We start from the raw sequence: 15102 nt of genomic DNA, 5'->3' as shown, positions 1-15102 counted from the left end.
CCCCACCGACACACTCAAGCTGAATACTGAGTGATTACCAGCAGTATCCCGAAGCTCACCAGCAAGGCGCCAAAAGCCCGGTCAATCCATTGTCGTGCAGCCATCAGTTTTTCGCGCACCCTCCCAGCGGAAAAGCACAGCGCAATAAGGCTGAACCACAGCACATGCGCCCCCGCGATAAATAGCCCATAGGCCATTTGCACGGTCAACGCGGTGTCCGGTCGTACTACCCCCATAAACAGACTGACGATAAAAATCGATGTCTTGGGGTTCAACGCATTCGTGAGAAACCCGGTACGCAACGCTTCCAGGTCAGACATCGCGGCAGGTGGCGCGTCCAGCTGTTCAGTCGCAGGCCGGGAACGCAGCATCTTGATCCCCAAGTAGACCAGATATGCCGCTCCAGCCAGCTTCAACGCATTGAACAACCAAGGAGTCTGTTGCAGCACCAACCCTAATCCGAGCAGCGTGTAGCCCACATGAACCAGCACCCCCAGGCCGATTCCCACAGCGGTGAGCACACCTGCCCGCCGGGACAGGAGCAAGCCGTTACGAGACACCATGGCGAAGTCCGGCCCTGGACTGATGCATGCAAGGAGTGTGATGGTGATTACTGCTATCCATTCGCCCATGTTGTAGCCTTTGAATTATTGGTTGTGTAAGGCAATATTTGCAGATCCTCTGCTTGGGTAATAACGATGATTTCTGAAGAAAATAGTGACTACAACTCACTGATTTCTGAGACGCGCATGCCCTCCCTGCTTGCATTGCGCTGCTTCGAATCCGCCGCACGCCTGGAAAACTTCGCCCGTGCGGCTGACGAACTGCACCTGACACCCGGCGCCATTAGCCGCTCAGTGCGCCTGCTGGAAGAGGATTTGGGCGTTGACCTGTTCGAGCGACGCAGCCGAAGGGTGTTTTTAACGGAGCCCGGAAGACGCCTGGCAAAAGCCGTCAGTGAAGGGCTCGGGTTGATGAACCAGGCCGTGCGCGCGATACGCAGCGACGCCCGTCGAGCGCGCCGGCTTGTCTTATCCTGCGAGCCAACGCTGCTGATGCGTTGGTTGATCCCTCGCTGGAGCGACTTCCAAACACATCATCAAGGGCTGGACATTCACCTGGTTGCCGGCGGTGGCCCCTTCTCATTCAACCAGGGCATCGACCTGGCCATACGGCGGGACGATTTCCCACGGCCTCCCGGCTACCATGCCGAGACACTATTCCCAGAGAGGGTCGGCCCTGTATGCCGGCCAGACAAAGTAGCTGAGTGGTTTGGTAAAAACGGCAAATCCCTGCTCGCCTCGGCCCCGCGCCTACAGACGACTAGCCGGCCTACGGCTTGGCAAGAGTGGGCCAACGCAAAAGGCCTGCCCACTCCGACCATGGAAATGCAATCCTTTGAGCACTTTTACTTCAGCATCCAGGCAGCGGTTGCAGGCCTTGGAGTAGCCATTGGTCCGTGGCACCTGGTGCGCGACGATATCGAAAGCGGTGTATTAGCCGCGCCATTGGGGTTTGTTGAAGATGGCTCGCGGTACTGCCTGCTATCGCCGGCAGCCCCCAAGCCAGGCAGCATGGAAATGGCGTTACTTAACTGGTTGCAGGAGCGATCCTAAATGCCAGGCAACATTCACCCAGCGAAGGACAGACAGTGCTTATCGTATTCAGCGGCCTTCCCGGCACCGGAAAAACCACTCTCGCCAAGGACCTCGCCGCGACGACAGGCGCCGTCTACCTGCGCATCGATACCATTGAGCAAGCAATCCGAAACTCCGGAACGCTTGCCCAAGACGTGGGACGCAGTGGTTACGTGGTCGCTAATGAGCTTGCACTGAGCAATCTCCTGCTAGGCCGCACCGTCATCGCCGACTGTGTAAACCCGGTAAGCGAAAGTCGAGTAGCCTGGAGCGAAACCGCCTCAAAGGCCGGTGTTCGGCTAGTCAATATCCAAGTGATTTGCTCTGATAAAAATGAACATCAGCGACGGGTAGAAACACGGAGGGTGGATATTCCGGGGCTGACGCCACCCACCTGGCAGTCGGTACTCAATCATGAATATGAAGCGTGGGACCCCGCCCCGTTTTGCATAGACACTGCCCTGGCTTCACCGGCGCAAGCGGTGTCGATGATCACGAACCAATTCCTGCCCAGGGGAGAAGGTGTGATTAGCGAGCAATGACATCGACAGGGCTGCAAATGTAGGATTTATGCAAAATGGTCTGGAGAGGCATATGGACGTTGCAACACTCGCATTATTCCTGCCCGCCTGCTTTGCACTGAATATGGCGCCGGGGCCCAACAACCTGCTGTCCATCAGCAATGCAACGCGCTACGGATATCGCACAGCCTGCATCGCAGGCGTGGGGCGCTTGCTGGCATTCGCCATCATGATCGCACTTGCTTCGGCGGGCCTGGCGGTGGTGTTGCAAACGTCAGAGCTGATCTTCTACGGGATCAAAATAGTCGGCGCGGCGTACCTTTTCTACCTGGCGTATCAGCTGTGGAACGCCGCACCGCAAGCAGCAGCCGAATCAGAAACCTCTGGGACGGGGTTGTGGGGGCTGGCCAGGCAGGAGTTCCTCGTCGCTGCCGGCAACCCCAAAGCCATCCTGATCTTTACCGCGTTCCTACCTCAATTCGTTGACCCAACGGCAGACGTTGGCGCTCAGTTCCTATTGCTCGGATTGCTGTTTCTGATACTGGAGTGGATCGCCATTGGCGCCTATGCCTATATCGGGCTGCATATGCGCCGCTGGTTTACGCAGCCTCGCGGCAAGAAATTTTTTAATCGTTGCTGTGCCGGTTTGTTGTCTGCGGCTGCCTCGGCTCTATTGATGGCGCGGCGTACCTGATCCTAAAAACAGGAGCGTTTTATTTTCGAAGCAGCTGCACCAGTGCCCCGGACGCATTGTGTGTCGCACACTCGGGCGAGGCCTGTGTCAGGACGCTGGCCCGGTGGCACTGGATTCTTGCTCTGCCACAACCTGGTTACGCCCCTGTTGCTTGGCGCGGTACAGCAATTGATCTGCCTTATGGAACACATCCTCCATCGAGTCGCCGGATCGCCAGAGCGCAACCCCCAGCGAGACAGTAATGTGACCAACAGTCTCCAGGGCGGTGGATGCGATCGAGAGTCGCAAACGCTCTGCGATGTCTACAGCGGCAGCGATTGAGCTATCGGGAAGCAGCAAAACGAACTCCTCCCCCCCTACACGGCAAAGCAGATCGCTCGGCCGAGAGTTCTGTTTCATCAGTCCTGCTACCGATCTGAGCGTCTCGTCACCTACGTCGTGGCCAAAGGTATCGTTCACTCGTTTGAAATGATCAATATCCACGGAAATCACAGCAATCGTCTTCTTCGACTCCAACCACACCGTGAGCGCGTCTTGCATTGCGCGACGGTTTGCCAGCCCGGTGAGTGGATCACTTTGAGCCTGGTGGTTGAGCCTGCCGATTTTTTCCTGCAGTAGGCTCACGCTAAGCAAAAGTGCCCGACGTAACTGCCAGCTTTCCAGGTAGTCCACAGGGATGGCGCTGATGCGCTCATAGCTTTCCGGCACGTCCAGGCGTCCGGCGCTGTCCGCCAAGCGGGACAACGGGTTGGAGATTCTCGACCCCGCCCACCATATTAGTAGCAAACCCAGCAGGCCCAGTGGCACGATCCCTTTAGCCACCTTCAGCGCGGTAACGCTCAAAGTTTCCTGAACAACGGCCATTGGCTGTTGCGAGACAATGCCCCAACGGCTGCTGGGTATGCCCGCGTAACCCGCAAGCATTTCATTCCCATCCCGGTCGACCGCCTGGAGTGAACCATTAGCCTGACTCAGTGCAGCATCTACAATCCGATCATGGTCAATGAGCCTGCCGATTTGTTGCGGGTCAGGGTGGTAGAGCACACGTCGCTGACTGTCTACGAGATAGACATATGCCCCATTTTGTCGACGGTTCAAATCCATCAGCGCTTGAAGCGTATTCTGCTGCTCCAACCTGAGAGTCCCGCCCACCAGCCCGAGGTACTGCCCACTTGCATCGAAGACCGGCTGGGATACGAAAACCACCAGATTGCCAGTGATAGAGTGAAATGCATTACTGACCATTGGCTTACGCCGCTCGAGCGGTTCACGGCGTTGAAGAGATTGGCCGTTTAGCTGCAACCGCTCTGGCGCAGATGCGACGATAGTGCCGTCGGCGTTGGCAATCAGCACTGAGTTGAAGCTGTTGTCTTGCTCAAGCAGCCGTCGAGCCTCGACAGCCAGCAGCTGGCGGTCAGAGAAGTTCTTTGAAAGGATGGCCGAGCCATATTCAAGGCGGTCTAGATCAGAACTCAACACCCCTTCTACCGCTGCTGCGATACGAGCAGCGTAAGCTCGGTTGCCTTCCAGCGCGTTTTCAATGAGCTCTCGCTTTTGGATCTTGAACATTACCCAGAATGTATTGGCAAGAGTGACTGCGGCACTGAACAGCGCAAAGGTGAGCAGTACGATGCGTAGGTTCAGTCTGGGTTTCGGCTGAGAAGGCATTCGGTGTTCCAAGGATATGCAGGTGTAATTTGCTGAAGTCTCAGCCATCGGGTAGAGAATGCACGTCCGAGTGCTTCTAGCTATTGGACAACACCTGCAGGATCTTAAATGGTGCAACGTCAATGGTTAGTGTCTCATGCAAAAGCCCCAGTCACCAACGGCCAGGCCCTGATGAACAGGCCTGGCCAGCAAATAGGCACCGTGGCTCACGCGATTGGGGCATCTGATGCAACTCGGCCTACACTGTTAACGAGAACAAAAAACAGGACAGATTTATTTTCGCAGAGCCCACTACGAGAAATAAATCTGCCCCCGTTAGGCTTACTGCTCCAACTGCCCCAGCAGATGCCGGTACCCAGCCGCTTGAATGAAATCGGCCAAATGCCAAATCGCTCCGTTGGCTGCCCAGAAGCCATCTGTGACTTCATCAAGGATGATCGAGGTCATGATGATTCGATGGTCGTCCGCTGCTTGCGACCGGGTGACGGCTTGATGCAAACGCTGCACATAGTCACTTCGCATGGCCGCATTCAGCACACCCCCGGGGACCCTGACCTGCACGATACAGGGGATGGCGTGAGCGCTGATATCCACTGAACCACATGTCCAGTAGCCAGAGGCCACTTCATCAATGAGCACCCAGCACAGACTTTGTTGACGGGGATCGTCGCCGACTTGCTCGACCTCGCTGGCCACTTTCGTCACCTCTTCGCACAGCAGTACTCGTTGTTCGCGAGAAAAAGAACCTTGAGGCACCTTGATCAGTATATTTGGCATAGGGGTTAGCACTCGATGAAATGGAGGCGTTATTAAGCCAACCCTCGAGCACCGCAACCAGCGACCGATTTGACATCTTTCGTGCATAATCGGCCAATGAACGACTTCACAATCCTGATAACTGCCGGCGCCTTTGCCTCCAGTGTCGCACTGACTCTGGATATCCTCTCAACGGCGGCCTTGCGCGCCCAGCGCTTGGGCACCGCTGTACCTCGCTGGCAAGTCTGTGGGCTGAACACAGATTGCGTGACGCTCGGCCACGGTATGCAGATTGCGGTTCAGCCCTTGGCGATCAGCCCGCACGACCGTTCTTGCTGGATCATCCCCGGCATCGGGGTGGCTGACGCCCTCATGATTGAGCATCGATTGCAACAGGCGGATATTGCGCTGCTGACGACGGCATTGCGCGCGCATGTGCAGGCCGGGGGGCATGTCGCCGCATCATGCTCTGCGGTGTTCGTGCTACAGGCTGCCAACCTGCTGGCAGGACACTGTGTGACCACCTCTTGGTGGTTGGCTCCCTTACTCCAGCAGCGGGCACCAGAGTGCCAGGTAGATGCCGAACGCATGGTGATCCACGACCCGCCGTTGATGACGGCGGGCGCCGCGCTAGGTCATACCGATCTGATGCTGCATCTTCTGCGCAGCCATTTCTCCCCTGCTTTGGCAGATGACGTTGCTCAGGTGCTACTTATTGATGGTCGGCAACTGCAGTCGCCGTTTATGGTTCCGGCAATGATGGCCCAGGGGAACGAATTGATCGCACAATTGACGGCTCATATTGAAGCTTCGCTACCGACAATTATCAGCGTCAGTACGCTCGCATCCGACTTTGGATTGTCAGAGCGGACCCTGTCTCGGCATGTCCACAAGGCCACCGGATATAGCCCGTTACGGCTGATCCAGCGTGTCCAGGCTCATAAAGCACGGGAACTGCTGGCAAACAGTAAATACTCGATCGACACCATTGCCGAACACGTTGGATACAGAGATGCCACCTCCCTGCGACGACTGATGAAAAAAATGCTGAACGTAACACCACGGCAACTGCGTTAACTGCCAAGCCGGGACAGATCTATTCTCAGGGAGACTCAATAAATAAACCTTTCCCCTTTTCTCAAGCCTCTCAGGGCGTCGCCCTTGAGCAAACTCGGCTAGGCGCGTTCACGTCGGTATAGCGGACTCTACTGGCGACCGTACTTCCAGGAGCTTTTCCAGTGTCTGACATGCCGACCCATTTTGCTTACACACAACGCTTCAACGCCGTGCTCGCCTACATTGATGCCAATCTCGAAGGCGACCTGTCGGTGAAGACGTTAAGCGGTGTAGCAAACTTTTCGGCATTTCACTTCCACCGACAGTTCACCGCGTTCGTTGGCGTGCCGGTCTCACGATATGTGCAACTGATGCGCCTACGCCGTGCGGCACATCGCCTGGCGGCCGTCGCTGATCATTCGGTACTGGACGCCGCACTCGACGCCGGCTTTGAAAGTCCCGAGGCATTCTGCAGGGCGTTCAAGCGGGCGATCGGTATGACGCCGAGTGCGTTCAGCAAGGAACCGAACTGGCAAGTCTGGAATACGGTGTTCGCAATCCCTCACTTTTCCAGGACTATCATCATGCAAGTAAGGATCGTAGATTTCCCTGAGGTCAAGGTAGCAGCGCTTGAGCACCGCGGGCCAGCGGGGCTCGTCAGCGAGAGCGTGCGCAAGTTCATCGAGTGGCGTATGCACAGCGGACAGTCGCCGCAGGCATCGAGTCGCACCTTTGGCATTCCCTATAACAACCCCGATACGACACCTCCACAAGCGTTCCGCTTTGCGATCTGCGGCGAGATTCATGAGGCTGTGGCGCCAAATGAGTTTGGCGTGCACGCGCTCGTCATTCCTGGCGGCCGCTGCGTCGTGGTGCGCCATACGGGTTCACCGGATCATATTGGCGAAACGATCTATCCGATTTACCGCGACTGGCTTCCCACCAGTGGAGAGGAACTTCGTGACCAGCCGCTGTTCTTCAATTACCTGAGCGCCTACCCCCAGACACCGATGGATCAATGGCAAACAGATATTTATGTTCCACTGCAGTAGGGGAATAAGCTGCCTTCGACCTTGAGTTGGCGGTAGCGAGCGAAAATCGGGGCAGATGTATTTTTAAAGGTAAATCTGCCCCTTTTCACTCACATATCCCCCAACGCTCTCGCAATCAGATCGACAAAATGGAGGTTGATGTGGAGGATCGCAAGCAAAGCCGAGTCGTCGTCATAGGCGCGGGCATAGTGGGCGCGTCCCTGGCTTATCACCTGGCAGGCAAAGGTGCAGATGTTACGTTGGTAGACGCCGGAGATATTGCGTGCGGCGTGACGGGGACCTCATTTGCATGGATCAACGTTTCTCACAGCGGGTTCGACCCTATTGCGCAACTGCGCGGCTTGGTCATCAATGAGTTCCGTCGACTCGACATGGAATTACCCGACCTGAACGTTCGATGGACAGGTGCCCTAACTTACGGCACGAACCTGGATGAAACGCTGCAAAGGGCAGGCAATACAACTGCAGAACATTTAGTGTCCCGCCCCCAGATTGTCGATATTGAACCCAATCTCAAGCATCCCCCTGAACAGGCCTTATACGAAACCCAAGCAGGTGCCTTGGATGCGGTACGAGCAACGCACGCCTTGATTGCAGGCGCGAAAGAGCATGGGGCCAATGTATTAACCCATACACGGGTTCTCGGATTTAGAATGCTGAATACTCGAGTTACGGGACTCGAAACCACAGCGGGAATAATTGACGCTGATATCGTTGTAACCGCAGCGGGGATTGGCACCAGGAAACTCACCGACATGCTTAACGTTTCTCTTCCTATAGAAGAATCTCCAGCCATTTTTATTCGTTACAAGGCACCCGCCAACCTGGTGCAGACCATAATTTCCAGCCCCGCAATGGAAGTCAGACAAGAAGAGGATGGGACGTTGCTAGCCGCAGAGGATTATCTGGGTGATGCCCTGGACAACCAGGCAGAAGCGATTGCGCTACGAACAGCCCAGGCCATCCGGGACGAACTTCATGGGGCTGATTCCATTGAGCCGGAATTGGCATGTGTCGGGCTAAGACCATTTCCCGCTGATGGCATTCCCATTGTCGGTTACTTGCCCACAGTCAGCGGTGTATATGTTTGCACAATGCACCCTGGCGTTATCCTTGCCCCGATAGTAGGCCGTCTGGCCAGCGAAGAGATAATGGACGCCACTCTGGCCCCTGCCCTCGGCCCTTGCCGCCCTGACAGGTTCATTCAACCTTAGTCCGTGCTGGTTGACACCACCATGGCCACTAACTTTCCATGCCTGAGGCTGTCGGCTACCAGTACATTGTTTGCCAGCAGCAGCCCATGACCGGTGATCGCAGCGCTCACTGGGTTTTGAGGGTGGGCTAGTTCTACTGTGGGTGCCACTGGTGGCATGGTGGCTGGAAATTTCCTGGTGGGCTGCACTGGTCACCGATCTGGGGCTGTTCGTGTTCTTCTTCTTTTACGCGCTGGCGTTTCAGTGGGTCTTTGATAGGGTGTTTGATGTACCAGAGTCCGCGAAGGAGCAGGTTTCGGTTAACCCGTAATCCGCCCGGAATCCCGATTGGCCCACCTGTAGCAGCACTAGGATTTGTGCATGAAAAACGCCACCAAAGCGATTGAGAACTACATCTTCGGCAAGGACGGAAATCGGCCTGACTTGTTGCGGCATGCTTTCAGTCCAGACGCAACTCTTACCATGCTGGTGCAGACAAGCACCATCCAATTTCCCCCCAACGTCCAGGGGCGCGAAGATATTGCTGAAGTACTGGTACGCAGCTTTAGCCTGCAATATGAGAACGTTTATACATTCTGCTTCGGTGCCCCTCCAAAGCCCGAAGCACATGCTCATAGGTGCAAATGGCTGGTTGGCATGTCAACAAAAGCAACTGGAGAGTTGCGCGTAGGCTGTGGGGAATATCATTGGGTCTTTTCACCGCAAAGCGGCCTGGCCATGCAACTGTCCATTACTATCGAACACATGTTGGAGTGCCCTTCCCAGCATATGCAGAAAATAATGGATTGGCTTCAAGGTCGCAGCTATCCATGGTGTGAACCTGCCGACATGCTCGATTCGGCACCGCCACTCACTTGCCTCCAGCCGGTTCTTGTCTACGTTGCTGCATGACCCCTATGGTTGTAAACGTTCGCGAGCGTACGCGTTCTTTCGTGTAGCCAAACTGGCGCTTGATCACACGAAAGGCATGTTCAACCTTGGCCCGCACCTACGCTTTGGCGTATTCAATCTTGCGTCGCATACAGCCCGATCAAGCTCTTTTTTCCGCGCCTTCTATAGCTGCTAGGACGCGCGGCGATCGCCCACATCATCGCGCGGTTCTGATGCTCGGCACGCTTCTCCTCACCGGTACAACCCGCATCGCCGCACACATACGTTTGCCGGCATACTCGGCATCGGCGAAGGACATCTGTTTCTCGGTGCAAAAGCGCCTCGCATAATGGACGTTATGGCTAAATTCAGCGCCGATACTTCGCTATTATCCCAGCGCTAAATGCCTCGATTCCGACGGCATAGCGACCATAACGTCACAGACATTATGCTTAACACCGATAGCGACCTGGAACACCGCGCGCCAGATTCAAAAGCAGCCACCGTAGTCCTCGGCTGACCGGCCTTCGTTTGGCCTTTGGGCCATCGGACTTTTACGGCTAGTCAGCACACCGTTCACCAACACTATGGTGAACTCGATAACTTTGCCCGTCGTAACGCAGCACTGGAAAACACAAGCCCGGGCCACCGACCTCAACATCAGGCCAACCATTACTGCCTTTGCTAGCGAGAAACTCAGCGACACCGCTTTCTTTGAGCATGAGTTTCCAGTGGCCGTCAGGCTGCTGACTTACCAGATAAAATCCAGTACCTGCTTGCCCATAACAGTAAGTGCTGCCTTCGGTAATCAACGCATCCGGTCGGCCGTCACCGTTCAGGTCCTCAACCAATTCCATGGTTACCGGCCTGTAGCTACCAGTTTCCTGAATTTCACACTCCGACGTCTCTTGGTTAAATCCAGCAGCGTGGAATGCTTTTATCTGCTCGCTACGCGGTAGTTCATCTGCCTGCGCCGTAACACTGCTCACGAAACATGCCACCCATAGACCTAACGTAAAACTTCCCTTCATATCGACCGTCCCTTTATGATGCTCAACGTTATTAAGTATCGTGCATGTACCCACACAAGCATCTTGGATAAGTTGGCCGTTTCACATGGGTGCGCGTGCGGTACAGCATGCCTTCCGCAGTACCAGCGACGCTAACGACACCCTCAGGAAAAACAAGACCACGGACTGCATTTTTACAGGTGCCAATGATCATTTCGACCGCACCCAAGGCTCGGCCTTCACGGAGGTAAAACCGGCGATTAAGCCACCCTCCAATGGGTAACCTCGCAGCTGATGCGCGCAAGGTCACGGTCAAGCCGATTAACTCAGCACCGTCGTACCTAAAGCTCTTCCTTGCCAAGCCGATAGCCCGACGAAGCTCTAATAAAGCCGCGTCGATAATAAACGCTTCGTAAGGACGACCTCCATGCCCACACTGCGCTCCATCCAGACCCGCTACACCCTGTTCCTGGTGCTGTTCGTCCTGGTGTTATCGGTACTAACCGTCGTCGGCATCGGCCAATTGGTCGCCCCCACGTTAAAACACACTGAAGAACAGGTGGTGCTCAACCGCATCGCCGAGGTAGCTGTGCAGATCCAGGGCGAACTCAACAAGGTTCAAGCCCAGCAACGCAGCATCACCCAAACCATCCCGCTGCTCGACAGTGACGCCATCGACAAGGTGCTGCCCGGCCTGGTGGATCAGTATGGCGAGCTGAAAGTCTTCGGCGGCGGTATCTGGCCGCTGCCCAACCAGCGCACGCCGGGGCGCAACAAGCACAGCACGTTCTGGCACCGCGATGCCTCGGGCAAGCTGGCGGTGAATACGTTCTGGAACAGCGACGCCGCACCCAATTATTACGACCAGAGCTGGTACAAAGGCGGCCTCGCCTCGCCCCGTGGCCAATGCGCCTGGGCCGCCGCCTACAAGGACGACGCCAGCCAGGAGCCGCGCACCAACTGCGCCATGGCCATCCAGCGGGACGGCGCGGCCTACGGCGTCGCCACCATCGACGTGACCCTGGGCTTTTTCAATGAGCTGGTGGCCAGCAAGGAAAAAGACATCGGCGGCCAGATGCTGATCGTCGAAGGCGACGGCAAGATCATCAGCAACAGCACGCGCATCAGTAGCCCGGTGGTGCTCAAGAACATCAGCGAACTGACCGGCACCTCGGCGTTTGCCGCCCAGGTCAGCAAGGCCCTTGCCCATCGCGACCAGGCCCTGCAGCGCGGTGAATTCGACAACCAGGGAGTGGCCAGCACCTTTTACATGCGCCCAATCGAGGGCACCCCGTGGTTCCTCGCCACTGCCCTGCCCACCTCGCTGATCACCGCCCAGCGTGACGATGTGCTCGGCAGCCTGGCGCTGCTGCAAATCCCGATGGTACTGCTGCTGGTGCTGCTGGCGTTCTATGCGATTCGCAATCTGGTGCAACGCATGAAGTCGCTGCGCACCAATATCGACTCGCTGTCTGCCGGAGATGCCGACCTGACCAAGCGCATCACCATCCGTGCTGAGGATGAAATGGGCGCCATCGGCCACTCGGTAAACCGCTTTATCATCTACCTGCAGAACATGATCGGCGAAGTGACCCAGGCCACGGGCGCCATGGCCTCGGGGCTTGAGCAATTGCAGCAGACCTCGGCGCAGACCAACCGGATTCTGGTGCGGCACGCCTCGGAAACCGATCAGACGGTCACGGCCATCACCGAAATGAGCTCCACCGCCGACACCGTCGCGCAAAACGCCGCTGAAACCGCCTCGTTCACCCAGCGCGCCAACGAACACGCCGACCGCTCCCGCGTGGTGGTGGGCGAAGCCTCGACCAGCGTCAGCGCGCTGATCGGCGAAGTGGCCAGCGCCACCCACACCGTGGAAAACATGCGCCAGGACGCCGCACGTATCACCGAAACCCTCGGCGTGATCGGCGCGATTGCCGGCCAGACCAACCTGTTGGCACTCAACGCGGCCATTGAAGCGGCGCGCGCTGGCGAACAAGGCCGTGGGTTTGCGGTGGTCGCCGACGAAGTCCGGGCGTTGGCCGCACGCACCCAGGCCAGCACCTCGCAGATCAACGAGATGTTGGCGCGCCTGACCACTGGCGTGAGTTCGTCGGTGACGGCAATGGAAAACACCCAGGCCAGCTGCCAGTCAGCGGCGGATGCCACGGCACGCGTCAACACTGGGTTGGACGAAATGGCCGGCTCGGTCAGCCATATCAACAACCTCAGCACGCAGATCGCTACCGCCGCCGAGCAGCAAAGTGCGGTGACCGAAGAGATCAACCGCAGCATGGTGCAGATCCGACATATGGTCGAAGAGCTGGTGGAAAGTGGCCATGCCACTGAAACCAATACGCAAAGCCTGCTGGATGCCAATGGCCGGGTGATTACGTTGATGAGCCGCTTCAAGGTGCGCTGATAAATGAGTGAAACACTCCCGTGCAAACCACGGGAGTGGGACTATTCTGGCAGATCCCAGTGCGAGATTTCGCCACATAGGCGGTGTGTCATGCATGCTGCTGGGCATTCTGTCCATGTGGAGCGGTCAGTCGACTAAAGCGATCAGAGAGCTTGAGCTTGGGCTCCCCAAGCTACACCGCGTAACGATGCAAGCCTCGTCATTGAACCTGGAAATCGAAGGGCTGATTTTTATTCCAGACCAGAATCCACTGAGGGGCCAGAACTGCCGGGGCGCAACAACCGCCCCCATCACAAAGCCGGAGGTGTGCGCCACAGCAGCGCGCGCCATTCCTGCCGATAACGCAAAGATCGTTTGCCTCTGCTCCGCTGTCAGGTCGTTATTGCTCACCTCTCCCTACAGCTGGTTAGCCTACCGCTACCCAATGCTCGTTCCCCAAGTCCTGAAACTTCTGCGCCGGCGCTTCAAAGCCTTTTGACTTGATCGGGCTTGGTTGCTCGAACTCATGCAAGAGCGCCTTGAAATCGCGCTTACGGTCAACGTCCGGCATTGGGACGGCGCTGAGCAGGCGCTTGGTGTAAGGGTGTTGAGGGTTGCCCAGGACCTGATCGCGGCGGCCAATCTCGACGATCTGACCGCCGTACATGACGGCCACACGATGACAAATGCGCTCGACCACCGCCATGTCATGGGAAATGAACAAGTAACTGAGCCGATGCACCTCACGCAAATGCTCAAGCAATTCCAGCACCTGAGCCTGAACCGAAACATCAAGGGCCGAAACGGATTCGTCGGCGATGATGACTTTCGGGTTGAGCGCCAGCGCCCGTGCGATACAGATGCGCTGGCGCTGGCCACCGGAGAACTGGTGGGGGTAGCGATACATCGTGTCGACTGGCATGTCGACTTGGCGAAGCAGTTCAGCGACCCGTTCCTGGCGTTGCGCCAGGGGCAACTGGTGGTGAATCAACAAAGGCTCGCCCACCAGTTCCAGGATGTTCTTGCGTGGGTTCAAGGCCGCATAGGGGTCCTGAAACACCATCTGGATATCCCGCCGCACCGCATGAAGGTCGGCGCCTTGCAGGCCGTTGAGCTCTTTGCCGAACAACTTCACGCTGCCCTGGTAAGCCTGCATGTTCATCAGGGCCTTGCCCGTACTGGACTTGCCGCAACCGCTCTCCCCCACCAGCCCCAGCGTTTCGCCCTGGCGCAACTCGAAGTTGACGCCCTCGACCGCATGCACTTGCCGGTTCTCCTCAAACCAGCCGGTACGCACGGGAAAACGTACGGACAAATCGCGAACCTGCAAAATCACCGGCTGCTGGCTGATGTTCTCCGGTTGACCCACGGTGCCCAACACCGGAACGGCTGCGAGCAATTTACGCGTGTAGTCTGCCTGCGGCTGTGTAAACAGTTGACGCACCGGTGCCTGTTCTTCGGTACGGCCATGATTCATGACGACCACTTGGTCGGCCATTTCCGCGACCACGCCCATGTCGTGAGTGATCATCAGCAAGCTGGTGCCGTACACCTGCTGCAACTCGCGCATCAATTCCAGAATCTGCGCCTGAATAGTGACGTCGAGCGCTGTGGTCGGTTCATCAGCAATCAACACCTTGGGCCGGCAAAGCATGGCCATCGCGATCATCACACGCTGGCGCATGCCACCGGAGAGTTCATGGGGGTACTGCTGTAGACGTTTTTCGACCTGCGGCATGCGTACCGACGCCAGCATTTCCTTGACTCGCAGGCGTAGGGCCTGACGCCCCAGCGGTTCGTGGCGCAGCAGCGTTTCCTCCAACTGCTGACCAACGGTCATCAGCGGATTCAGCGAGGTCATCGGTTCCTGGAAAATCATGCCAATCTCTTTGCCACGCAACTGCTGAAGTTCGCGCTCAGGCATCCCGATCAGGTTGCGCTCGGCAAACCTGATAGCACCCTCCGCCACCCGCACGGCCTTAGGCAACAGCCCCATGATCGCCAACGACGACAGTGATTTTCCGCTACCGGACTCTCCGGCGATACACAGCGTCTGTCCCGGATACAGGTCGAAATTAAGGTTATCGACCACCCGCCGGGGCGTGGCCCCCAGGCCGACATCAATGGATAAATGCTGCACCGACAGAATCGGCTTGGAGATCCCGTTACTCATCAAAGCTCCTCGCGATTGAAGCGGCATACATCAAGCCGCTCGCAATGAAA

The 15102-nt window shown here is 56.9% G+C and carries 13 protein-coding genes and 2 pseudogenes; 9 read left to right on the top strand and 6 right to left on the bottom strand.

Annotated elements, in window-relative coordinates:
- Window positions 1-14: 14 nt before the first annotated feature.
- Complete coding sequence (locus tag PSH73_RS10740; RefSeq protein ID WP_057445077.1) at window positions 15-632, bottom strand: LysE family translocator; 618 nt, start codon at window positions 630-632, stop codon at window positions 15-17.
- Window positions 633-698: 66 nt separating this feature from the next.
- On the opposite strand from PSH73_RS10740, the gene PSH73_RS10735 reads away from it, so the two are divergent.
- The 3 genes from PSH73_RS10735 to PSH73_RS10725 are packed head-to-tail and all read left to right on the top strand — an operon-like array spanning window position 699 to window position 2852.
- Window positions 699-1616, top strand: a complete 918-nt coding sequence (locus tag PSH73_RS10735) for a LysR family transcriptional regulator (RefSeq protein WP_169990569.1) — start codon at window positions 699-701, stop codon at window positions 1614-1616.
- A 35-nt stretch (window positions 1617-1651) separates the two neighbouring features.
- Window positions 1652-2179: an AAA family ATPase gene (locus PSH73_RS10730; protein WP_057959786.1), complete on the top strand. Its 528-nt coding sequence runs from the start codon at window positions 1652-1654 to the stop codon at window positions 2177-2179.
- Between the two features lie 52 nt (window positions 2180-2231).
- A complete protein-coding gene (locus PSH73_RS10725) occupies window positions 2232-2852 on the top strand; it encodes a LysE family translocator (protein ID WP_057959787.1) in 621 nt (206 codons plus the stop codon).
- Window positions 2853-2939: 87 nt separating this feature from the next.
- On the opposite strand, the gene PSH73_RS10720 is transcribed toward PSH73_RS10725, so the two are convergent.
- Window positions 2940-4520, bottom strand: coding sequence for a sensor domain-containing diguanylate cyclase (locus PSH73_RS10720; protein ID WP_169990568.1), 1581 nt, complete (start codon window positions 4518-4520; stop codon window positions 2940-2942).
- Between the two features lie 321 nt (window positions 4521-4841).
- Window positions 4842-5297, bottom strand: a complete 456-nt coding sequence (locus PSH73_RS10715; RefSeq protein WP_057959789.1) for a tautomerase family protein — start codon at window positions 5295-5297, stop codon at window positions 4842-4844.
- Between the two features lie 96 nt (window positions 5298-5393).
- On the opposite strand from PSH73_RS10715, the gene PSH73_RS10710 reads away from it, so the two are divergent.
- From PSH73_RS10710 to PSH73_RS10690, 5 genes and pseudogenes are all read left to right on the top strand, one after another.
- Window positions 5394-6353, top strand: coding sequence for a GlxA family transcriptional regulator (locus PSH73_RS10710; RefSeq protein WP_057959790.1), 960 nt, complete (start codon window positions 5394-5396; stop codon window positions 6351-6353).
- A 161-nt stretch (window positions 6354-6514) separates the two neighbouring features.
- On the top strand, window positions 6515-7384 hold the full coding sequence (locus tag PSH73_RS10705) for a GyrI-like domain-containing protein (RefSeq protein WP_057959791.1): 870 nt from the start codon (window positions 6515-6517) through the stop codon (window positions 7382-7384).
- Between the two features lie 128 nt (window positions 7385-7512).
- A complete protein-coding gene (locus tag PSH73_RS10700) occupies window positions 7513-8598 on the top strand; it encodes an FAD-binding oxidoreductase (RefSeq protein ID WP_198792811.1) in 1086 nt (361 codons plus the stop codon).
- Between the two features lie 106 nt (window positions 8599-8704).
- Window positions 8705-8908 (top strand): annotated as a pseudogene (locus PSH73_RS10695) (chlorhexidine efflux transporter); the annotation flags it as partial.
- A gap of 50 nt (window positions 8909-8958) precedes the next feature.
- Entirely contained in the window at window positions 8959-9489 is a 531-nt protein-coding gene (locus tag PSH73_RS10690) for a hypothetical protein (protein WP_057959793.1), read from the top strand.
- On the opposite strand, the pseudogene PSH73_RS10685 reads toward PSH73_RS10690, so the two are convergent.
- Window positions 9449-9758 (bottom strand): annotated as a pseudogene (locus tag PSH73_RS10685) (transposase); the annotation flags it as partial. The gene PSH73_RS10690 and the pseudogene PSH73_RS10685 overlap by 41 nt on opposite strands.
- A 270-nt stretch (window positions 9759-10028) precedes the next feature.
- Window positions 10029-10499 (bottom strand): hypothetical protein, encoded by a 471-nt coding sequence (locus tag PSH73_RS10680; protein ID WP_189691268.1) that lies wholly within the window; start codon window positions 10497-10499, stop codon window positions 10029-10031.
- Window positions 10500-10905: 406 nt separating this feature from the next.
- On the opposite strand from PSH73_RS10680, the gene PSH73_RS10675 reads away from it, so the two are divergent.
- Window positions 10906-12900: a methyl-accepting chemotaxis protein gene (locus PSH73_RS10675; RefSeq protein WP_057959795.1), complete on the top strand. Its 1995-nt coding sequence runs from the start codon at window positions 10906-10908 to the stop codon at window positions 12898-12900.
- Window positions 12901-13306: 406 nt separating this feature from the next.
- Here the strand turns inward: PSH73_RS10675 and PSH73_RS10670 are convergent, their stop codons facing one another.
- Window positions 13307-15052 carry an ABC transporter ATP-binding protein gene (locus PSH73_RS10670; RefSeq protein WP_057959796.1) on the bottom strand — a complete coding sequence of 582 codons (1746 nt, stop codon included), beginning with the start codon at window positions 15050-15052 and terminating at the stop codon, window positions 13307-13309.
- Window positions 15053-15102 lie beyond the last annotated feature (50 nt).

Origin of the sequence: Pseudomonas sp. FP2294 (assembly GCF_030687625.1) — a bacterium.
Classification (GTDB): domain Bacteria; phylum Pseudomonadota; class Gammaproteobacteria; order Pseudomonadales; family Pseudomonadaceae; genus Aquipseudomonas; species Aquipseudomonas shahriarae.
The sequence above is the reverse complement of the archived record's forward strand: the minus strand, read 5'-3'. Positions and strand labels throughout refer to the sequence as shown.